The 18,049-nt window shown below is 70.8% G+C and carries 18 protein-coding genes; 9 read left to right on the top strand and 9 right to left on the bottom strand.

Features of this window, described 5'->3' with window-relative positions:
• Positions 1-579, top strand: coding sequence for a general stress protein (locus ACFYY8_RS30705; RefSeq protein ID WP_390046927.1), 579 nt, complete (start codon positions 1-3; stop codon positions 577-579).
• Positions 580-584: 5 nt separating this feature from the next.
• Here the strand turns inward: ACFYY8_RS30705 and ACFYY8_RS30700 are convergent, their stop codons facing one another.
• Entirely contained in the window at positions 585-1,580 is a 996-nt protein-coding gene (locus ACFYY8_RS30700) for a LacI family DNA-binding transcriptional regulator (protein ID WP_390046924.1), read from the bottom strand.
• 345 nt (positions 1,581-1,925) lie between these two features.
• Between ACFYY8_RS30700 and ACFYY8_RS30695 the strand changes: the two genes are divergently transcribed.
• The 3 genes from ACFYY8_RS30695 to ACFYY8_RS30685 all read left to right on the top strand — a co-directional run bounded on the left by ACFYY8_RS30695 (position 1,926) and on the right by ACFYY8_RS30685 (position 5,323).
• The gene (locus ACFYY8_RS30695) at positions 1,926-2,300 is read left to right on the top strand and encodes an FKBP-type peptidyl-prolyl cis-trans isomerase (protein WP_352015924.1); all 375 of its coding nucleotides are present in this window, start codon (positions 1,926-1,928) and stop codon (positions 2,298-2,300) included.
• A 152-nt stretch (positions 2,301-2,452) separates the two neighbouring features.
• A complete protein-coding gene (locus tag ACFYY8_RS30690; protein WP_390046921.1) occupies positions 2,453-3,982 on the top strand; it encodes an ATP-dependent DNA ligase in 1,530 nt (509 codons plus the stop codon).
• A 582-nt stretch (positions 3,983-4,564) separates the two neighbouring features.
• Complete coding sequence (locus ACFYY8_RS30685; protein WP_390046919.1) at positions 4,565-5,323, top strand: septal ring lytic transglycosylase RlpA family protein; 759 nt, start codon at positions 4,565-4,567, stop codon at positions 5,321-5,323.
• A 10-nt stretch (positions 5,324-5,333) separates the two neighbouring features.
• Here the strand turns inward: ACFYY8_RS30685 and ACFYY8_RS30680 are convergent, their stop codons facing one another.
• Positions 5,334-5,960, bottom strand: a complete 627-nt coding sequence (locus ACFYY8_RS30680; protein WP_390046917.1) for a DUF1707 and DUF4870 domain-containing protein — start codon at positions 5,958-5,960, stop codon at positions 5,334-5,336.
• A 146-nt stretch (positions 5,961-6,106) separates the two neighbouring features.
• Between ACFYY8_RS30680 and ACFYY8_RS30675 the strand changes: the two genes are divergently transcribed.
• On the top strand, positions 6,107-6,445 hold the full coding sequence (locus ACFYY8_RS30675) for a hypothetical protein (protein ID WP_352015928.1): 339 nt from the start codon (positions 6,107-6,109) through the stop codon (positions 6,443-6,445).
• Positions 6,446-6,450: 5 nt separating this feature from the next.
• On the opposite strand, the gene ACFYY8_RS30670 is transcribed toward ACFYY8_RS30675, so the two are convergent.
• The 4 genes from ACFYY8_RS30670 to ACFYY8_RS30655 form a co-directional block, all read right to left on the bottom strand.
• Positions 6,451-7,590 (bottom strand): DUF4192 domain-containing protein, encoded by a 1,140-nt coding sequence (locus tag ACFYY8_RS30670; protein ID WP_390046915.1) that lies wholly within the window; start codon positions 7,588-7,590, stop codon positions 6,451-6,453.
• 163 nt (positions 7,591-7,753) lie between these two features.
• Positions 7,754-8,542, bottom strand: a complete 789-nt coding sequence (locus ACFYY8_RS30665; protein ID WP_390046913.1) for an EI24 domain-containing protein — start codon at positions 8,540-8,542, stop codon at positions 7,754-7,756.
• 58 nt (positions 8,543-8,600) lie between these two features.
• Positions 8,601-9,191, bottom strand: a complete 591-nt coding sequence (locus ACFYY8_RS30660) for a Maf family protein (RefSeq protein ID WP_390046911.1) — start codon at positions 9,189-9,191, stop codon at positions 8,601-8,603.
• 33 nt (positions 9,192-9,224) lie between these two features.
• Positions 9,225-10,238, bottom strand: coding sequence for a hypothetical protein (locus ACFYY8_RS30655; RefSeq protein WP_390046909.1), 1,014 nt, complete (start codon positions 10,236-10,238; stop codon positions 9,225-9,227).
• Between the two features lie 151 nt (positions 10,239-10,389).
• Here ACFYY8_RS30655 and ACFYY8_RS30650 point away from each other — a divergent pair, with 151 nt between their 5' ends.
• A complete protein-coding gene (locus ACFYY8_RS30650) occupies positions 10,390-11,397 on the top strand; it encodes a DUF3616 domain-containing protein (protein WP_390046907.1) in 1,008 nt (335 codons plus the stop codon).
• On the opposite strand, the gene ACFYY8_RS30645 is transcribed toward ACFYY8_RS30650, so the two are convergent.
• On the bottom strand, positions 11,384-12,097 hold the full coding sequence (locus ACFYY8_RS30645; protein WP_390046905.1) for an aminoacyl-tRNA hydrolase: 714 nt from the start codon (positions 12,095-12,097) through the stop codon (positions 11,384-11,386). The genes ACFYY8_RS30650 and ACFYY8_RS30645 overlap by 14 nt on opposite strands.
• Positions 12,098-12,122: 25 nt before the next feature.
• Positions 12,123-13,418 carry an MFS transporter gene (locus ACFYY8_RS30640; RefSeq protein ID WP_390046903.1) on the bottom strand — a complete coding sequence of 432 codons (1,296 nt, stop codon included), beginning with the start codon at positions 13,416-13,418 and terminating at the stop codon, positions 12,123-12,125.
• A gap of 202 nt (positions 13,419-13,620) precedes the next feature.
• Here ACFYY8_RS30640 and ACFYY8_RS30635 point away from each other — a divergent pair, with 202 nt between their 5' ends.
• The 3 genes from ACFYY8_RS30635 to ACFYY8_RS30625 all read left to right on the top strand — a co-directional run bounded on the left by ACFYY8_RS30635 (position 13,621) and on the right by ACFYY8_RS30625 (position 16,747).
• Positions 13,621-15,348: an ABC transporter family substrate-binding protein gene (locus ACFYY8_RS30635; RefSeq protein ID WP_390046901.1), complete on the top strand. Its 1,728-nt coding sequence runs from the start codon at positions 13,621-13,623 to the stop codon at positions 15,346-15,348.
• 82 nt (positions 15,349-15,430) lie between these two features.
• The gene (locus tag ACFYY8_RS30630; protein ID WP_390046899.1) at positions 15,431-15,823 is read left to right on the top strand and encodes a DUF3224 domain-containing protein; all 393 of its coding nucleotides are present in this window, start codon (positions 15,431-15,433) and stop codon (positions 15,821-15,823) included.
• A gap of 93 nt (positions 15,824-15,916) precedes the next feature.
• Complete coding sequence (locus tag ACFYY8_RS30625; protein ID WP_390046897.1) at positions 15,917-16,747, top strand: NAD(P)H-binding protein; 831 nt, start codon at positions 15,917-15,919, stop codon at positions 16,745-16,747.
• Positions 16,748-16,753: 6 nt separating this feature from the next.
• Here the strand turns inward: ACFYY8_RS30625 and ACFYY8_RS30620 are convergent, their stop codons facing one another.
• Positions 16,754-17,701, bottom strand: coding sequence for an AraC family transcriptional regulator (locus tag ACFYY8_RS30620; protein ID WP_390046895.1), 948 nt, complete (start codon positions 17,699-17,701; stop codon positions 16,754-16,756).
• Positions 17,702-18,049 lie beyond the last annotated feature (348 nt).

Below are 18,049 nucleotides of genomic sequence, written 5' to 3'. Positions count from 1 at the left end.
ATGGCACGGTTATCGACCACCCCGGACACCCCCGTCGTCGTCGACCGCAGGGTTCTCGTCGGCTACGACAACTATCCAGCGGCCCAGCGAGCCGTGGACGGGCTCTCCGACGCCGGGTTCCCCGTCGAGTACGTGACGATCTTCGGCAGCGACCTCCGTCTTGAGGAGACCGTCACCGGCAGGGTGACGAACGGCAAGGCCGCCCTCACCGGGGCCGGCGGCGGCGCGGTCTTCGGCGCCGTCGTGGGGATGTTCCTCGGCGTCTTCACCTCGACGACGATGTCGTTCGTGGTCCTGGTGCTCTGGGCGGCGCTCTGGGGCACGGTGACGGGGGCGGCCTTCGGCTTCGTCAACCACTTCTTCACCGGCGGCAGGAGGGACTTCGCCTCACGCAGCGCGATCGTGGCGGGCCGCTACGACGTGCTGGTCGCCGCCTCCCATCTCGACCACGCCCGCGCCGTCCTCGACGGCGGCCCGCGGCCCGCGGACACGGTCGTCGTCGAACCCGCTCCGTCGGCCGGGCCGTACGAGCCCGGCCTGCCCCGGCAGGAGGGCCCCTCCTCCCGGCAGCGGACCTGAGCCCGTTACGAGGACGACCTCACGACGAGCCTCGTCGGCATGACCAGCGGCTCGGCCGGATCCCCCTGGATCAGGCCGAGCAGCAGCCGGACCATGGCGGCCGCCTGCTCGGCGTGCGGGCTGTGGACGCTCGTCAGCGGTGGGTCGGTGTAGCGCGCCGCCTCCACGTCGTCGTAGCCGACCACCGCGACGTCGTCGGGAACGCCCCTGCCCGCCTCGCGCAGGGCCCGCATCGCGCCGATGGCCATCAGGTCGTTGGCGGCGAACACCGCGTCCAGGAGCGGGTCGTCGGCCAGCAGCTGGCGCATGGCGACCGCGCCCGACTCCCTGGTGAAGTCGCCGACCGCGATGATCGAACGACGGTCGGAGTCACGCAGCACCTCGCGGTAGCCGGTGAGCCGGTCCTGCCCCGCGGTCATGTCCAGCGGCCCGGCGATGGTCGCGATCCGCCGCCTGCCCCGTTCCAGCAGGTGCCCGACCGCCTGCTTCGCACCGCCCACGTTGTCACCGTCCACGTACGGCACGGCGACCGGCGCGGCGGGCCTGCCGTACGAGACGACCGGGACGCGCAGCCGGGTGAGCGCGCCGGGCAGCGGGTCGGCCCCGCGGCCGGACACGAGCATGACCCCGTCGACGTGGCCGCCCGCGACGTACTTCTCCACCCTCGCGTGGCTCTCCGGCGATCCGGCGGGCAGCAGCACGACCTGTTTGCCCGCGGTCTCCAGTTCCAGGCTCGCCGCGCGGATGACGGTGGAGAACATCGGGTCGTCGGAGAAGGCCCGGTCCGGGTGCTCCGAGACGACCAGCGCGACGGAGTTGGTCCGCTGGGTCACGAGGTTCCTGGCCGCGCCGTTGGGGACGTACCCCAGTTCGTCGACCGCCCGCATCACCACGTCACGGATGTCGGGGGTGACGGTCGGCTGGCCGTTGACCACGCGGGAGACGGTCGAACGGGACACCCCGGCACGGGCGGCGACCGCCTCCAGGGTGGGTCTTCTCATCTGTTTTCCCCCGCTTGTCGACACCACGGCGTAATGCCCTCGGGTGGCGAGTCGGGCGCGCGAGGTCGCGCGGGTCCGCGCCGGTCTCCCGGCCTGCTCGGCATTATCCGGCATTATGCGTCAGCCGCCTGAACGGACGACCCGGAGCGCCCGCCCCCACGCCGATCGCGGCGCGCACGGCACACCGTTGGCCGTCGCGGCACCTCCCGCCGAGGTCACGGCGATGATCGCGAGGTGTCCGTCCCCCCGCATCTCATATGTCGGCCGAACCCCGTAGAGTCGTTCGGCCGACCGGAAAGCGGCCGGCGTGCATCAACCGACGCGCACCCAACCAAGGAGACCAACGTGGCACTGGAGAAGCCTGAGATCGACTTCCCGGAGGGCGCGCCGCCCGCGGAACTGCAGATCGTCGATCTCATCGAAGGAGACGGTCCTGAGGCCAAGTCGGGCCACCAGGTCAGCGTGCACTATGTCGGCGTCGCCTTCTCCACCGGCGAGGAGTTCGACGCCTCCTGGAACCGTGGCGAAGCCTTCCAGTTCCCGCTCGGTGGCGGCCGGGTCATCGCCGGCTGGGACCAGGGCGTCGCGGGCATGAAGGTCGGCGGCCGCCGCCGTCTCACCATCCCGCCGCACCTCGGCTACGGCAACCGCGGCGCGGGCGCCCGCATCAAGCCGGGCGAGACGCTCATCTTCGTCGTGGACCTGCTCGGCGTCAGCTGACCCCACACGAACCCGCGAACGGGCCGTCCCCTCCCGGGACGGCCCGTTCCCATGTCGGCCCGGACCCCGGTCGCGTGCCGAGAGGCCGCGGCGCGCCGAAAAGGCCGGACCCGCGTCGGTGAAATGTCACCGATGGCTCATAGGCTGAACCCGTGCTGCTGATCGACCTTGTCCGCACCTCCGCGGCGGTGTCCGCCGACCCGGCCAGGCTGGTGAAGATCCGCCATCTGGCGGAGCTTCTCGGCAGGACCGGTCCCGGCGAGGCGGAGATCGCCATCGCCTACCTCTCGGGAGAGCTGCCCCAGCGCAACGTCGGCGTCGGCTGGGCGAGCCTGCAGGACCCGCCCGACCCACGCCTGGCGGCGACCGCGACCCTGCGGCAGGTGGACGGCCTCCTCGACCGCATCAAGGCCCAGGCGGGCCCCGGCTCCCAGTCCGCGCGCAGGGCCCTGGTCACCGAGCTGTTCGGCGCCGCCACCCGCCAGGAGCAGGCGTTCCTGTCCCGGCTGCTCCGCGGCGAGCTGCGGCAGGGCGCACTCGACGGGGTGATGGTCGAGGCGATCGCCAAGGCGGCCGAGGTCCCGGCCACGGAGGTCAGGCGGGCGTTGACGCTGCGCGGCTGGCTGCCCGCCGTCGGGGCCGCCGCCCTCGGCGGTGGGGTCGAGGCGCTGCGCGCCTTCCGTCTGGAGGTCGGCCGTCCGGTCGCACCGATGCTGGCGCAGAGCGCCACCTCCGTCGCCGCCGCCCTCGGCAGGGTCGGCGCCCCCGCCGCCGCCGTCGAGTGGAAGCTGGACGGCGTACGGATTCAGGCCCACCGTTCCGGCGACACGGTGTCCGTCTTCACCCGGACGCTCGACGACATCACCGCCCAGGTTCCCGAGGTGGCCGAGGCGGTCGGCGCCCTGCCCTCCCAGGACCTGGTGCTGGACGGCGAGGTCATCGCGCTGCGCCCCGACGGCCGTCCCGAGCCCTTCCAGATCACCTCGGGCCGCGTCTCCAGCCGCACCGACGTCGCCACGGTGCGCGGCAGGACCCCGCTGAGCGTGTTCTTCTTCGACGCGCTGCGGGTCGACGGCGCCGACCTGCTCGACCAGCCCGGCCAGGTCAGGCACGCGGCCCTGGCCGGGGCCCTCCCACCGGAGCTGGTGACCCCCCGGCTGGTCACCGAGGACGTCGAAAGCGCCGAGGAGTTCTACCGGGACGTGGTCAGGGGCGGTCACGAGGGGGTGGTGGTCAAGTCCCTGCTGGCGCCGTACGCGGCGGGCAGGCGTGGGGCGGGCTGGGTCAAGGTGAAGCCCCGGCACACGCTCGACCTGGTCGTCCTGGCCGCCGAGTGGGGACACGGCCGGCGTGAGGGGCGGCTGTCCAACCTGCACCTGGGGGCCCGTGATCCCCTGACGGGCGGGTTCGTCATGCTCGGCAAGACCTTCAAGGGGCTGACCGACGAGCTGCTCGCCTGGCAGACCGAACGTCTCCTCTCCCTCGCCGACGGCCCGGCGGACGGCTGGGTGGTCCCGGTCCGTCCCGAACTGGTCGTCGAGATCGCCTTCGACGGCGTCCAGCGGTCCAGCCGCTACCCCGGGGGGATGGCGCTGCGTTTCGCCCGTGTCCTGCGTTACCGCCCGGACAAGGGCGCCGCCCAGGCCGACACGGTGGAGACCGTGCGCACCCTCATGTTCTGAGACGACACCCGGCGCGTTCCGGTCTTCAGCGCCTTTCCATCGTTGTGTTCACGGGTCGTCGCCGTGTGCCGTTTCCGGCCCACGGCCCGTGGGTCATCCGATCCGGGGCCCGTTCGGTGCGGTGGAGATCTCTGTGACACCGGAAAACCTTTGTTGCGCGAGAGGCCGATGAAACGGCCGCGTTTCCCGTGGTTTTCCGCCCGCACTTCTCCTACCGCCCGGCATGGGCTCCCACCAGGGCCGACGCGATGATCATTTCTCTTTTCCCGGCCCGGGAAGGTCATTTGACAGATCACCGGGCCCGGAGGCCGTCGTGGATCACGACTTCGCCCCGGCCCGCCCCCGCACGGCCAGAAACGGCGATCATCAGGGCTTTCATTATCGTTTAGCATAGAAAGTGACATAAATCACTTTATATCACATTAACGTGGCTTTACTTCCTCTTTGTCGCATATGGTCGGCCCACGTCACGGCGGGAAGCACCCCTGCGCCCCGCCGATGGGACCGGCCGGTGCGCTCCCCCGCCCCCTCCGCCCCCGTACGGTCCCCTGCCCTGCCCCCTACTTTGGACCGTGGTTTCCCTTGGGCCTGCACTCACACACCCCCTCCCCCACTCCCCCGAAGAGCCCTCCTCACAACAGACGACGGATCGCCGCCCTGGCGGCGGGCGTCACCGTGGTCGCCGTGATCTCCGCGACCGCATGGGCGGTCTCCAGCGGAGACGACGCCCGCCTGGCGACGACCGTCGCCCTCACCGGTGCCCGGCAGGGCGCCCCTCAACCCCAGGACACCCCCCGGCCTCCTGGGGCCGCCCCCGCCGGCGCCGTCCCCTCCTCCGGCGTCCCCGCCGTCTCCCCTCCCGGCCCCGGCGCGTCCCCCTCGGGCCCCGCTGCATCCCCCTCCGGCACAGCGACCGCCCCTCAGGGCTCGCCCTCCCCCGGCTCCCCCGCCGAGGGGACGAGCACGTCACCCTCCCCCTCCCCCACCGCCGCCCGGGTGACCGACAGCGCCCCGAAAAGAACCAAGAAGGCCGCGAAACCCAGGGCTCGTGTGATCTCAAGCGGATCCTGTGGCGCGTCCTACTACGCGGAGGGGCAGATGACCGCCAGCGGTGAGCGGTTCAACCCGAACGCGATGACCGCCGCGCACAAAACCCTCCCCATGGGCAGCAGGGTCCGGGTGACCAACCCCGCCAACGGCGAGTCGGTCACGGTCAGGATCAACGATCGGGGTCCCTACATCGGCGGGCGCTGCCTCGACCTGTCAAGGGCCGCCTTCTCCGCGATCGGCAGCGTCAACGCCGGAGTCATGCGCGTCAGATACGAGGTGCTGGCCAGGTGAGCCCGGCCGTCTACTTCACCGGCCGCATCGTGAACGGATAGTGGAAACCGCCCTCACCCAGCGCCGCCATGCCCCCGATCACCGAGAGCGCCATGCCTCCGAGCCAGACCACCGGCAGCAGGACCGTGCCCACGACCGTGATGGCCAGCAGCACGGTCGCGCCGAGCAGGGTGAGCTGGAAGTTGAGCGCCTCGACCGCGTGCCTGCGGACATAGGGCGAGGTCTTGCCCGCGGTCAGCATCATGATCAACGGGCCGATCGCGAGCAGGCCGGTCAACGGGAGCAGGTGCGCGGCCGCCGCCCCCAACCGGTCTCCTCCCGTGAGCTCCCCTGCCCGGTGGTGGACGGGCGCCGCCTGCGCGAACGGATACGGCGCGGGCATGGGCGGGCGTGAGCCGTACAGCTCGTGCATGATCGGCATGAGGTCGGCGTGGACGCGGGCCGTCATCGCCCGCCCGAGCCTGTCGTCGAACTCGATCTTGTCAAGACGTCCCTCGGAGTAGGCGGCCTTGAGGTGCTCGACCACCTGTTCCCGGTCCTGGTTGCTCACCCGGAGCCCGGCGTGCTCGAATCCGGGGCTGGAAAGGGGTGCGCCGCCGTGCCATGGGCCTGCCGCCGGTGTCGCTGTGCCTGTCATAGAACCGACATACCTTTCGTTTCAGCCGTCGATCCAATATTCAGCGACAACTTTTGGCCGGTCCATCCGGGTGAACCCTTGGATGTCCCTTAGAGTCCACCCTGGGCTTTCACCATGAAAGGTCCAGGGGATGTATACAAGGAGGCATGAGATGGCGTGATCGCTATGGTTTAAGGCGTCTGCGCGGGCCGAAGATCGCCAAGTTCGACCGAGAGGCAACCGACTCCGACGTCGAGGCGCTCATCGCCTTCGCGAAGTCACGCCAGGGTGTCGAGTTCTATGTCGAGCCCGAGACATTCGCGACCGACACCACCGCGATGGCGATCGCGGACGACGGCGAGTGGACGCGCCGCCGGGTCGGCTCGCCCGCGGTGATCAAGAAGGTGGCCCGCGACCTCGCCCTCCCGGTCTACGACGTGCAGCTGACCGGCTATCCCGCCCGGATGCGGGCCTACAACGAGCGGCGCAAGCGCGCCGAAGGTTGAGCGGGTCACTCCGCGGAGGCCTCAGGCTCCCCCAGCAACGCGATCATCGGCAGCAGCCAGGCCATGCGGGGAGCCCCCATCTCTCTGTCGAGCTCCTGTGGGCCGGGCATCCTCTCTCTGAGCACCCGTGGTGGAAGCATGTGCCGTAACGCGCACATGAGCAGATTGGCCATCGAGTAACCCGGGTCGATCTCACACGCGCGGGAGAGCGCGATGCCCGCCAGAGCGGAATCGCCCCGGCACCAGGCCGCGGCGCCCAGCAGGGACGCGACCGGAGGCACGAACCTCGGCTCCAGCCTGCGGGTGAGGTCACGCCACAGCCCGAGACAGGCGTCGGGGACGCTCATCGGGGCGGCCGCGGCATGGTCGGTGATCAGCGCCCACGCCTCGTCGCGGATCCGGACCACCGCGAGGGCGAAGCCCAGCCTGACCGCCTCCTCGTCGGACAGCCGCCCGCCCGAGGCGTGCAGGGCGATGGCCGAGCGCACCCGCGCCACCCCGTCGGCGACGAACTCCGCGGCGAGCCCTCCGGGGTCGTCGCTCCCGGTGAGCGCGGCCCTCAGCTCCCGCGTGACGCGCGAGGTCGCGCGGCGCACGGCCAGGCGCGCCGCCCCGTCCACGGGGTCGAGGGAACGCTCCAGGGTCTGCCTGTCGGGCAGCGCGACCAGACCGTGCACGATCGCCTTGGTCGCGACGACACCCGTCTCGCGGTCGTACGGTGTGCCGTCGGCGGGGCAGCAGCCGGCGCGGGAGCACGTGTAGGACCAGTAGCGGCCGTCCTCGGCCCGCAGCGCGTCGACCACCGTGACGCCCGACCGGCGGAACAGCCCGACGGTCAGGTCCACGGCCGGGGTCACCAGCGTGCCGGGGCCGTACCCGACGACGATGACCCGGGTGATCCCCTCCTCCGCCAGCAGCGGCAGAAGCCTGCCGGGGCCGGGAGGGGCGAGGGGCAGGTCCCAGCGGACGGTGAGATGCAGCCGGCAGCGGGGAGGCCTGCCCTTCAGCCCGATGACGACCAGGCTGTCCGAGGGGTGGAAGCCCACGAGGTAGGGCACCGCGCCGAGAACGTCCTGCGTGGAGGCGAGCAGGAGGCCGGGCGTCGGGGAGGAGGGGGTGGGCGGAGCGGGAACGTCGGTTGTCATGGCGGAAAGCATCGTCCGCTTCCCGCCCCGCCAGGCGACCGAACGCGGTTCTGTGGACAACGAGAGGGCGACCACCGGTTGTCCACAGACTGCTATCCCGTTTGAGAAGAAAGCCAGGGTTTTGCCGCCGCGTCCTCCTGCCGAGCGGGCTCAGACCCCGGGTTCAGGTCCTCTCACGGATCTCCGGCGCGCCCGTGGCGGGCCCTGGCACGTCCAGCCGCGACCTGACCATGACCGCCGCGCCCGCCACCGCCGCGGGCATCGCCACGACGGAGGCCAGCGGGACGAGGAAGATCAGGAAGATCAGCACACCGAACCCGAGGGCGCGCATCTTGTTCCGGCGCAGGACCGCGAAGCGCTCCTTGCGCGCCATGCCCCTGCGTTCCATGGCCAGCGCGGTCAGTTCGACGGTCAGGAAGAAGCCCGAGACCAGGGCGCCGAGCACCGGCACGACCGTCTGCCCGACCACCGGGACGAAGCCGAGGAAGAACAGCGGAACGGTGAACAGCAGCACGTACCACAGGGTGATGAGGCTGTCCCGGATCGACCTGGGAATCGTCTTCCACAGCGGAAGCTCGGGCCCGGCGGGCAGGTCGCCGTAGGACAGTTCGACCCGCTCGGAGAGCTTCTCGTAGAAGGGCTCACCGACGATCAGCGTCACCGCGGTGAAGGTCACCACGAACAGGACCAGCCCGGCACCGAAGACCGCCAGCCCGACCAGGGTCCGCAGGGCCGTCTGCGCCGCGTGCGCCCATCCCGAGGCGAACGGCGTCGCCCATTCGGCGATGTCGGTGGCGTGGGTGCCGAGCCAGTAGAGCCCCACCGCGTAGAGGATGAAGACGATCAGAGCGGGGATCAGCCCGAACAGCCACCAGCGGGGGTTCCTCGCGACCCAGCGCAGTCCCTGGAAGAAGAACCCGGCACCGTCCACGAAGGAGCGGAAATGACCCATGCCGGAAGATTAGCGGCATCGGCGGATCGCCGCGCGACGCTTCCGGCTCGGAGAAGGATCAGGGCTGCCAGAGGGTGGGAACGGAGACGCCGAGCTCGCCGAGAAGGCGGCGCAGGAGAGGCAGGGAGATCCCCAGGACGTTGCCGTGGTCGCCGTCGATGCCCTCGACGAACCAGCCTCCCGGGCCGTCCAGCGTGAAGGCGCCCGCCACCCGCAAAGGTTCGCCGGTGGCCACGTAGGCGGCGATCTCCTCGTCGCCGGGGTTCCCGAAGCGCACGACGGTCGCCCCCACCTCCGCCGCCTGCCCGCCGCCGGAGGCGTCGATCACGCAGTGGCCGGTGAGCAGCCGTCCCTGACGGCCACGCATGGACTTCCAGCGGGCGACGGCCTCCTGCGGCGAGGCCGGCTTGCCGTACGCCTGACCGTCCAGTTCGAGCACCGAGTCGCAGCCGATGACGAGGCCGGAGGTGAGGTCACGCGCGACGACCGACGCCTTGGCCACGGCCAGGGCCAGGCAGAGTTCGGCCGGGCTGTCCGCGGTCACGGCCTCCTCGTCCACTCCGCTGACGATCACCTTGGGGTCGAGCCCGGCGCTGCGGAGCAGGGCGAGGCGGGCGGGAGAGGCAGAGGCGAGAACGATCCGGGTCACGCCGACCGAGCCTAGCGTCCCGCGGGACGTCCGTTACTTCGGCCTGATGGAGGAGACCGCGGTGTTGATGTCGCGCCAGTAGGCGCGCTGGGTGTCGGGGACGGTCACGAAGACCATGGCGGGCCGTGGGCCGGAGCCCCTCGTCACGGCGACGGCGGCCACCGAGAAGCGGGCCTTGCCCTTGACCTTGTACTTCACCTTGTAGGCGAGCAGCCACCCCTTCTTGATCGGCTGCGAGGCGAACCAGGAGATCCTGGAGCCCTTGGGGTGGTGGTTGAGCGTCCAGCGGGCGGCCAGCAGCGCGGTGTCCTTGGCGTGGCGCTGCGCCTGGATGGGCACGGGGCAGCTGACGAGCATCGCCCTGACGGGCGCCCCCTTGGCCTTCGGCAGGACCTGCTTGGTCGAGAACGGCGCGGCCCCGAAGATCTTCCACGGCTTGCCCAGCCTGGCGAGCCAGACGCCCGCCCTGCGGTCCTTCAGCAGGCGCTTGCCCTTGTGGGCCTTGCCGGGCAGCCGGGCGAGCTTCTTGTTGCGCGGCAGTCCGGGGACGCGGTGATCGGCGAGAGCCGCCACGACCGCGCTCCGGTCACGCGCGACCTCCTCCAACGCGGTCGGCGAGGACATCGGAGAGGACGAGGGCGAAGGGGAGGAGGACGCCGTCGAGGTCGCCGAAGCCGAAGGAGAGGCGGAAGGAGAGACGGAGGCGACGGTCCCCTCACCGGCCAGGACCGCCGGGGAGGCGACCGGGGAGGCCTGCGGGGAGCTGGAACCGGGCGAGGGCGTCGCGGCAGGTGGCGCGGCGACCTGCCCCGACCGCTCCTCGCCCGGTCGTTCGGAGGTGCCGGAGAGGACCAGGGCCGCCACGACGGCCACGACGGTGACGACCACCACCACGGCCAGCATCCGGTAGACGACGCGCATCGACAGGTCGCCGATGCGGGAGCGCTTCGGCGGCCTCGGCGGACCGGGGACGGACGCCCTCTGCGGCTCGGACGGGCCCGTCCCGTCGGTCGCACGCGTCGGTACGGCACCCGTTTCCCGGGTCACCTGAGTCCCACCCACCCCATCGAGCACGATCGGGAGCGTACGACAAATCCGGTTTTCTCGTGCGCGATCCCCATCACACTTAGGGAACGAGTACCCTCCCCTTCTTCAGTCCGGTATGCCCCTTCCTGCACCTTCCTGTCATGATGCCACCGTGCTTGCAGAACGCCGGGTAGAGCTCCGTTTCCATGTCACCTCCCGTGACGCGAGGACCCACACGAACCTGTCCGCCGTCCGCTCCGACGGCACGGGCCTCTGGCTCGCGGGCGACGAGACCGCGACCCTGGAGTACCTGACCCTCCGTGAGGGCCGCTACGACGACCAGCGCACCTACGCCCTGGCCGACTTCGTCGACCTGCCCGCCGGTCCCGACGACGAGGCCGACATCGAGGGACTGGCCAGGGCCGACGGCTGGCTGTGGGCGATCGGCTCGCACAGCCTCAAGCGGAAGCGGGTCAAGCGGGACCACCCCGTCGACAAGTCCCTGCGCAGGCTCGGCAGCCTCGTACGCGAGGAGAACCGCTACGTCCTCATGCGGCTGCCGCTCGTCGGTTCGCGGCCGGTCCGCGCGGACGGCGCCCGCACCGCGGCGATCCTGTCGGGACGGGGCAGGAACCTGGCCGACCTGATGGCCGACGACCCTTACCTCGCCCCCTTCCTGAAGATCCCCGGCAAGGACAACGGCCTGGACATCGAGGGCATCGCGGTGCTCGGCGAGCGCGTCTTCGTCGGCCTGCGCGGGCCCGTGCTGCGTGGCTGGGCCGTACTGGTCGAGATCCGTCCCGAGAGCGACCCGCGCCGCCCCGAGCGGCTGCTGCCGGCCCCGATCGACGGCGAACCGTACCGGATGCACTTCCTGAACCTCGGCGGTCTCGGCATCCGGGACCTGTGCCCGTACCAGGGGGACCTGATGATCCTGGCGGGGCCGACCATGGATCTCGACGGTCCGGTACGGCTGCTGCGCTGGACCCCGGGGGAGACGCCGTCCGTCGAGCACGATCCCCGGCTGGTGATGGACCTGCCCTACGGCGACGGCGACGACCACGCCGAGGGGATGACCATGCTCGACGACGAGCACCTGCTGGTGGTCTACGACAGCCCGACGGCCTGGCGGCTGACCCCCCAGGGAGGCGTGCTCGCCGACGTCGTCAGGCTGACCTGAGGGGACCGGAGGCGGCCGGGCGGAAGCCTCCCCCGCGCAGCCACGGCGCGTCCGCGACGACCGTGCACGAGCCGGGCGCGATCTCGGTGAACCCGGCGTCCCTGACCGTGGGCAGGCCGGAACCGGTCAGCCCGGCCCACCGCCCGGCCTCGGCGGTGCGCACCGCGCAGGCCAGGCCCCGCTCACGCCAGGACCGCCTGGCCGCCTCGTCGCTCCCCCACCAGGCGAGCTGGGCGGCGTGTCCCACCTGGGCCATGGTCTTGCCCGCCGACATCTCCAGGGTGGGATTGACCCAGAGCAGCGCGTCCCCGTCCGGCGCGGGGCCCGGTTCCTCGGGGTCGGTCAGGTCGGTGCCGGAGACCTGGAGCCTGGACAGGTCTCTCGGCCAGTCGTCGAGCGGGACCGGAGGGTGGACCCGGACCTCCGCGGTGCCCGAGGTGACAGTGATGCCGGGCAGGTCGAGCACCCGGCGCCACTCGGCGCCGCGGGCGCGCCGTACGACCTTCCTGATCCCGAGGGTCTCCCACGCCTTGACCTCTTCGGCCCACTCGCCGCCGTCCGCCGCGCGGGGGTCGTCGAGCAGCGTGAGCACGGCGAGCGCCGCCGCCTCAAGGGCGTCGGTGCGCCGTGGCGGGGCCGCCCGCTCGATCCGCACCACCAGCGGGAGCACCCTCTGACCGCTCACTTCCGTCTCACTCACCCTCCAAGCATGCCCTCTCCGCTCCCTAGACGGAGACGGCGTTCCGCTCTGCGGCCCTGGCGGCCGTGACGGAGACCGACATGAGGGCGGCGACCAGGCACAGGGCGCCCGCGACGTACCAGGCGAGGTCGTAGGCGCCGGACAGATCGCGGGTGAGTCCCGCGCCCACCGCGGCGATGGCCGCTCCCACCTGGTGGGAGGCGAAGACCCAGCCGAAGACCACCGGGGCGTCGGCTCCGTAGACCTGGCGGCACAGCGCGACCGTGGGCGGCACGGTCGCCACCCAGTCGAGGCCGTAGAAGATGATGAAGACGAGCATGCTGGGCTCGGCCGTCGCCGAGAACAGGCTGGGCAGCACCATCAGCGACAGTCCGCGCAGCGCGTAGTAGACGCCGAGCAGGATTCTGGAGTCCACCCGGTCGCTCAGCCAGCCCGAGGCGATCGTCCCGACGACGTCGAAGATCCCGATGACCGCGAGCAGCCCGGCCGCGACCGGTTCCGACATGCCGTGATCGTGGGCGGCGGGGATGAAGTGGGTGCCGACCAGGCCGTTCGTGCTCATCCCGCAGATGGCGAACCCTCCGGCGAGCAGCCAGAAGGACCGGGTGCGGGCCGCTCGTCCCAGTACGGTGAGGGCCCGTGCCGCGGCCCCGCCCCTGGTGGTGGGGCCGGGCACCGGAGCCTGGTCGCGCGGGTCGGCGCCCAGGGCGGTCGTGCCCACCTCCGCCGGGTGGTCGCGCAACAGGAACCACACGAGGGGGACGACGATCAGGGCCGCCCCGGCGACCGTGGCCGAGGCCGTACGCCATCCCGAGGTCTGGGCCAGGGAGGCCAGGACGGGCAGGAAGACGAGCTGCCCGGTCGCGCCGCCCGCGGTGAGGACGCCGGTGACGAGACCGCGGTGACGGACGAACCAGCGGTCGGTGAGCGTGGCGGCGAAGACCAGGGCCATCGAGCCGGTGCCCAGCCCGACCAGCACGCCCCAGCACAGGACGAGCTGCCAGGAGGCGTTCATCAGGATGGTCAGGCCGCTGCCCGCCGCGACGAGCAGCAGCGCGCACGACACGACCCTGCGCATGCCGAAGCGGTCCATGAGGGCGGCGGCGAAGGGGGCGGTAAGGCCGTACAGCATGAGGTTGACCGAGACGGCCAGCGAGATCGTGCCGCGTGACCAGCCGAACTCCTCCTGCAGGGGGGTGATCAGCACGCCGGGGGTCGCTCGGAACCCGGCGGCGCCGAGGATCGCCACGAACGCGACTCCCGCCACGATCCAGGCGCGATGCACCCCACGCCTGCGCGTGCGAAGAGGGGTGGTTGTCATGTGGCCCATCATGGAGGGTGGTTTGTCGGACCCACGAGTGGCCCAAGAGCCAATATCCGCAAGAATCAGGCCATAAGGGAGATGGCCTGTCTCAGATGTACAACACCCGGCTCGTCCCACTTGTCGGAAATATGGGATGGTGTTCAGCTTTGCTCGACCGGGGTCGGCGAGCGGGCGCGCCGGGCTACTAAGGAGTTCTAGCGTGTTCCATGCGCGGAGGTCTGGCAGGTTCCTGTCAGCGCTGGTCGGGGGGGTGCTCGTGCTGAGCGCCTGCGGAGTCGGCGGCTCCGGGCCGGCCACCTCGGAGCCGGTCTCGTCGGGGGCCAGGAGCATCACCTATGCCTACGAGCAGGAGTTCCACTCCTACAACAACAACACCGCCGCCGAGAACGCCACACGTAACGCCGGTCCGCTGCAACGTGTCCTGACCGGCTTCTGGTTCTACGGGGAGAACGGCGAGATCACCCCCGACAGGGACTTCGGCCGCTACGTCAAGACCTCGGACGACCCACTGACGGTCAAGTACACGATCAACGACAAGGCCGTCTGGTCCGACGGCACCCCGATCGACTGCGACGACGTGCTGCTGTGGTGGGGGTTCAAGTCCGGGAGGATCAAGGGCTTCTCCACCTCCGGCACGACCGGCGTCGAGGACACCAGGCTGCCCGCGTGCGAGAAGGGCGACAGGAGTTTCTCCCTCGTCTACGACAAGCCCTTCGCCGACTGGATCGCGGGCGGGCCCGGCGCGACCGAACTGCTGCCCGCCCACGTCGTGGAGAGGCAGGGCGGCCTGTCCGAGGACGAGTTCATCGCGGCCGTCAAGGCGCGTGACGCGAAGAAGCTCGAAAAGGCCATCAAGTTCTTCAACGACGGCTGGGTCTCCGAGGTCTCGCTTCCCCCCGCCGAGCTGATCCCGTCCTCCGGCCCCTACAAGCTCTCCAAGATGGACACGGGACAGTCCCTGACCCTCGTCGCCAACGACAGGTGGTGGGGCACCCCGGCGGCGACCCCGACCGTCATCGAGCGCTTCATCACCCTCGACGAGCAGGCCGAGGCCCTGCACAACCGGGAGGTCCAGATCATCGAGCCGCAGCCGGGACCCGGCGTGCTCAAGGAGCTGAGACAGATCAAGGGCGTCAAGGTCAACGTCGCCGACCAGTACACCTACGAACACCTGGACTTCAACGTCGACTCCAGCCCCTTCAAGGACAAGAGGCTGCGCCAGGCCTTCGCCAAGTGCGTGCCCAGGCAACTCATCGTCGACAGCCTGATCAAGCCGGTGATCCCGAACGCCAAACCCCTGGAGATCCGCAACGTGGCGCCGTTCCAGGCCAACGCCGCGGCGGTCATCGCCGCCTCGGGCGGTGCGGGCGTCTACGGGAAACAGGACATCGAAGGCGCCAGAGCCCTGGTGGCCGAGGCGGGCAGGACCGGGGTGGAGGTCAAGATCGGCTACCAGACCCCGAACCCGCGGCGCACGGTCGAGGTGCAGCTGATCATCAACGCCTGCGCCAAGGCGGGCTTCAAGGTCGTCGACAAGGGGTCCGACGACTTCTTCGGCACCGTGATGCCGGCCAACGGCTACGACGTCGCGCTGTTCGCCTGGTCGGCTTCGGCCCTGGTCAGCGGCTGGGCCTCCACCTACACCACGCCCGTGAGGTGCGACGGGGAGAGCAAGGGCAACAACAACGGCTGTTATTCGAGCAGGAGGGTCGACCGGCTCATCAGGAAGCTGAACGCCACCGTCGACCTGAACGCGCAGATCCCCATCATCGGAGAGATCGAGAAGCAGCTGTGGGAGGACGTGGCCACCATTCCGCTCTTCCAGCACGCGAGCCTGAGCGCGTGGGACGAGAAGATCGGCAACGTCGTGCCGAACCCGGCCCAGTCGACCATCACCTGGAACATGGACCGGTGGAGCCTGTCCTGACCCACGGCGTCATAGCTGACAGAAGATGACAGGTACGGGCGGCACGATGGGGACCGCACCTCGGACGAGCAAGGAGATCCCCATGACCCGCGCAGGCGGCACATTCACTCTGGACAGCTGGGAGCCGGAGACCTACGACGAGGCCGAGGGCGCGACGCTCTCCCTCGTCCACGTGACCAAGACCTTCTCCGGCGACCTTGTGGGTACCAGCACCACCGACATCATCACTGCGGTGGCCCGGGTCGAGGACTCGGCGGCCTACGCGGGCTTCGAACGCTTCAGCGGAACCCTGCACGGCCGCAAGGGCACCTTCGTCCTGCATCACAACGCCACGGCGCACGCGGGAGAGTCCGCCCTGACCTGGAACGTCCTGCCCGACTCGGGCACCGGCGAGCTGACGGGCATCCGCGGCACGGGAGGCATCGTCAACAGCGACGGCGTCCACTCCTACCACCTCGACTACGAGCTCGGCTGAGCCCTCCGAACGAGCTCTCCGGTGAGACGAACTCACATGCGTACGAGCCGCATGACCATGTGATCGTCTCGCCGAAGGCGGTGTGATGGTGTCATGAGCCAAGCACCGATTCTCGTCCTGGGCGGCCGCGGCAAGACCGGCCGCCGCGTGGTCGCCCGCCTGCGCGACCTGGAGGTTCCCGTTCGCGTGGCCTCCCGCACGACCGGCACCCTGTTCGACTACGGCGCCCCGGAGACCTGGGGTCCCGCGCTGGACGGCGTGCGGGCCGTCTACCTCGTCCCGATGGCCGAGTTCGTCGACCCGGCCGCCGTCACCGCCTTCGCCCGCCGCGCGGCCGAGGCGGGCGTCCGGCGGATCGTCCTGCTGTCGGCGCGCGGGGAGGACGGCCGGGCGCACCCGGAGCAGGAGGCGTTCGAGAAATCGGTGCGCGACGCGGTCCCGGAGTGGACGATCCTGCGGGCGGCCTGGTTCGCGCAGAACTTCAGCGAGGACTTCCTGCTCGAACCTGTCATGTCCGGCGAGCTCGCGCTGCCCGCCGGTGAGGGCCGTGAGGCGTTCGTCGACGTGGCCGACATCGCCGACGTCGCCGTCGCCGCACTCACCGGTGAGGGGCACGCCGGTCAGATCTACGAGCTGACCGGCCCCGAGGCTCTCTCCTTCGGCGACGTCGCCGCCGCCGTCTCCCGCGCGTCGGGACACCGGGTCCGCTATGTCCCGGTCAGCCGGGAGACCTACGCCGCCGCACTGGCCGGGCAGGGATACCCGGAGGGGACCGTCGAGGCCGTCGCCGACCTGATGGAGGAGCTGGCCCGCGGGGTTGGCGAACGCGTCGCCGACGGGGTGTACCGCGCCCTGGGACGGGCACCGCGTTCCTTCGGCGACTTCGCCGAGGAGGCGGCCGCCGCCGGAGCGTGGAAGTCCTGAACGAGGTCAGGAACGGCGCGCCTCGGCCAGGAGGGCGCCGGGCGAACGGCCACGGACGCGTTTGAAGGCGTTGCTGAACGCGAATCCGTCGGAGTAGCCGACGCGACGGGCGACCGACGCCACGCTCGCGCCGTTCTCGCGCAGCATGTCCGCCGCCAGCGTCATCCGCCACTCGGTCACGTACGCCATGGGCGGCGCCCCGACCAGTTCGGTGAACACCCGGGCGAACGCGGCCCGTGACAACCCGGCCTCCCCCGCCATGCTCGCGACCGTCCAGGGACGGCCGGGATCGTCGCGCAGGGCGCGCAGCACACGCCCGACACGCGGATCGGCCAGCGCGCGGTATCCGGCGGGGGGTTCGGCGTCGGGGCGGGCGAACCAGCAGCGCAACGCCTTGACCAGCAGCATGTCGAGCAGCCGGTCGAGGACGATCTGCTGCCCCGGCTCCTCGCTGAGGATCTCGACGGCCAGCAGGCCCAGCAGCGGCGCCAGGTCCTGGCCGCCCTGGACGATCGCCAGGTCCGGCAGGGAGCGCAGCAGCCGGTCGCCGACGTCGCCCCGGATCGGATATCCGGCGACGACGAACGTGCCGGCCGCCTCGCCGCTGAGCCCGCAGGTCCGGGGACCGAGGACGAGGTCGTCGGCGTCCAGCACCGGCCCGTCGCCGACCGTGTAACAGGTGGTCTCGTCCTCGATGACGATCCGGGGCGGGGTGGCCGGGTCGTCGGCGACGGAGAACGGCCTGCCGCCCCGGATCAGCGCGACGTCTCCCCTGCGCAGCGGCTCCGGCGCCGAGCCGTCCATGAGGATCCAGGCGTCCCCGGTGAGCACGGTGACCAGGCCGAGCGGGACCGGCCCGGTGAACCGGACGTTCCACGGCGGTTCGACCACCGAGCGGCAGAACACCGCCCCTCGCGCTCGCACACCCCCGAGATAGTCGTCAAGGAAGTCCATGATGAGACGATCTCACATGCGGATCGGTTCTATGACCACGAATCGTCCAGAGCGCCATGGACATCGCGTCGGTGAATTGACGAGGCCGATTCCGCCGTGAAAGACTGACCCCGGCAGAGAGGTTGACGCTCATAGTAAATGTGGCGTCCCGTTTGTCATTTGCGCTATTCTGCTGCCCTCGCGCTGTCCGCTCACGTCCCCGGATCCTTCCGGGGCGTTTGGCATGCGCGCAGTCGATTCCATCCGTGCTTCCCGGAAGGACATCTGTTGGCAGCCTCGCGCAACGCCTCCGCCGTACCCGCTGGTCCCCGTCGCGTGTCGTTCGCACGTATTCAGGAGCCGCTCGAA

The organism is Streptosporangium sp. NPDC001559 (assembly GCF_042893955.1).
In the GTDB taxonomy this organism is placed as follows: Bacteria; Actinomycetota; Actinomycetes; order Streptosporangiales; family Streptosporangiaceae; genus Streptosporangium.
Note: the sequence above shows the minus strand (reverse complement) of the source record. Positions and strands in the feature narration are given on the sequence as shown.

Excerpts from the sequence above, each read along its gene's own strand:
- ACFYY8_RS30665 (WP_390046913.1), bottom strand. The coding sequence starts at position 8,542 with ATGGGTCATTTCCGCTCCTTCGTGGACGGTGCCGGGTTCTTCTTCCAG.
- ACFYY8_RS30640 (WP_390046903.1), bottom strand. The coding sequence starts at position 13,418 with ATGACAACCACCCCTCTTCGCACGCGCAGGCGTGGGGTGCATCGCGCC.
- ACFYY8_RS30670 (WP_390046915.1), bottom strand. The coding sequence starts at position 7,590 with ATGACAACCGACGTTCCCGCTCCGCCCACCCCCTCCTCCCCGACGCCC.
- ACFYY8_RS30705 (WP_390046927.1), top strand. The coding sequence starts at position 1 with ATGGCACGGTTATCGACCACCCCGGACACCCCCGTCGTCGTCGACCGC.
- ACFYY8_RS30680 (WP_390046917.1), bottom strand. The coding sequence starts at position 5,960 with ATGACAGGCACAGCGACACCGGCGGCAGGCCCATGGCACGGCGGCGCA.
- ACFYY8_RS30630 (WP_390046899.1), top strand. The coding sequence starts at position 15,431 with ATGACCCGCGCAGGCGGCACATTCACTCTGGACAGCTGGGAGCCGGAG.
- ACFYY8_RS30675 (WP_352015928.1), top strand. The coding sequence starts at position 6,107 with ATGAGATGGCGTGATCGCTATGGTTTAAGGCGTCTGCGCGGGCCGAAG.
- ACFYY8_RS30620 (WP_390046895.1), bottom strand. The coding sequence starts at position 17,701 with ATGGACTTCCTTGACGACTATCTCGGGGGTGTGCGAGCGCGAGGGGCG.
- ACFYY8_RS30700 (WP_390046924.1), bottom strand. The coding sequence starts at position 1,580 with ATGAGAAGACCCACCCTGGAGGCGGTCGCCGCCCGTGCCGGGGTGTCC.
- ACFYY8_RS30625 (WP_390046897.1), top strand. The coding sequence starts at position 15,917 with ATGAGCCAAGCACCGATTCTCGTCCTGGGCGGCCGCGGCAAGACCGGC.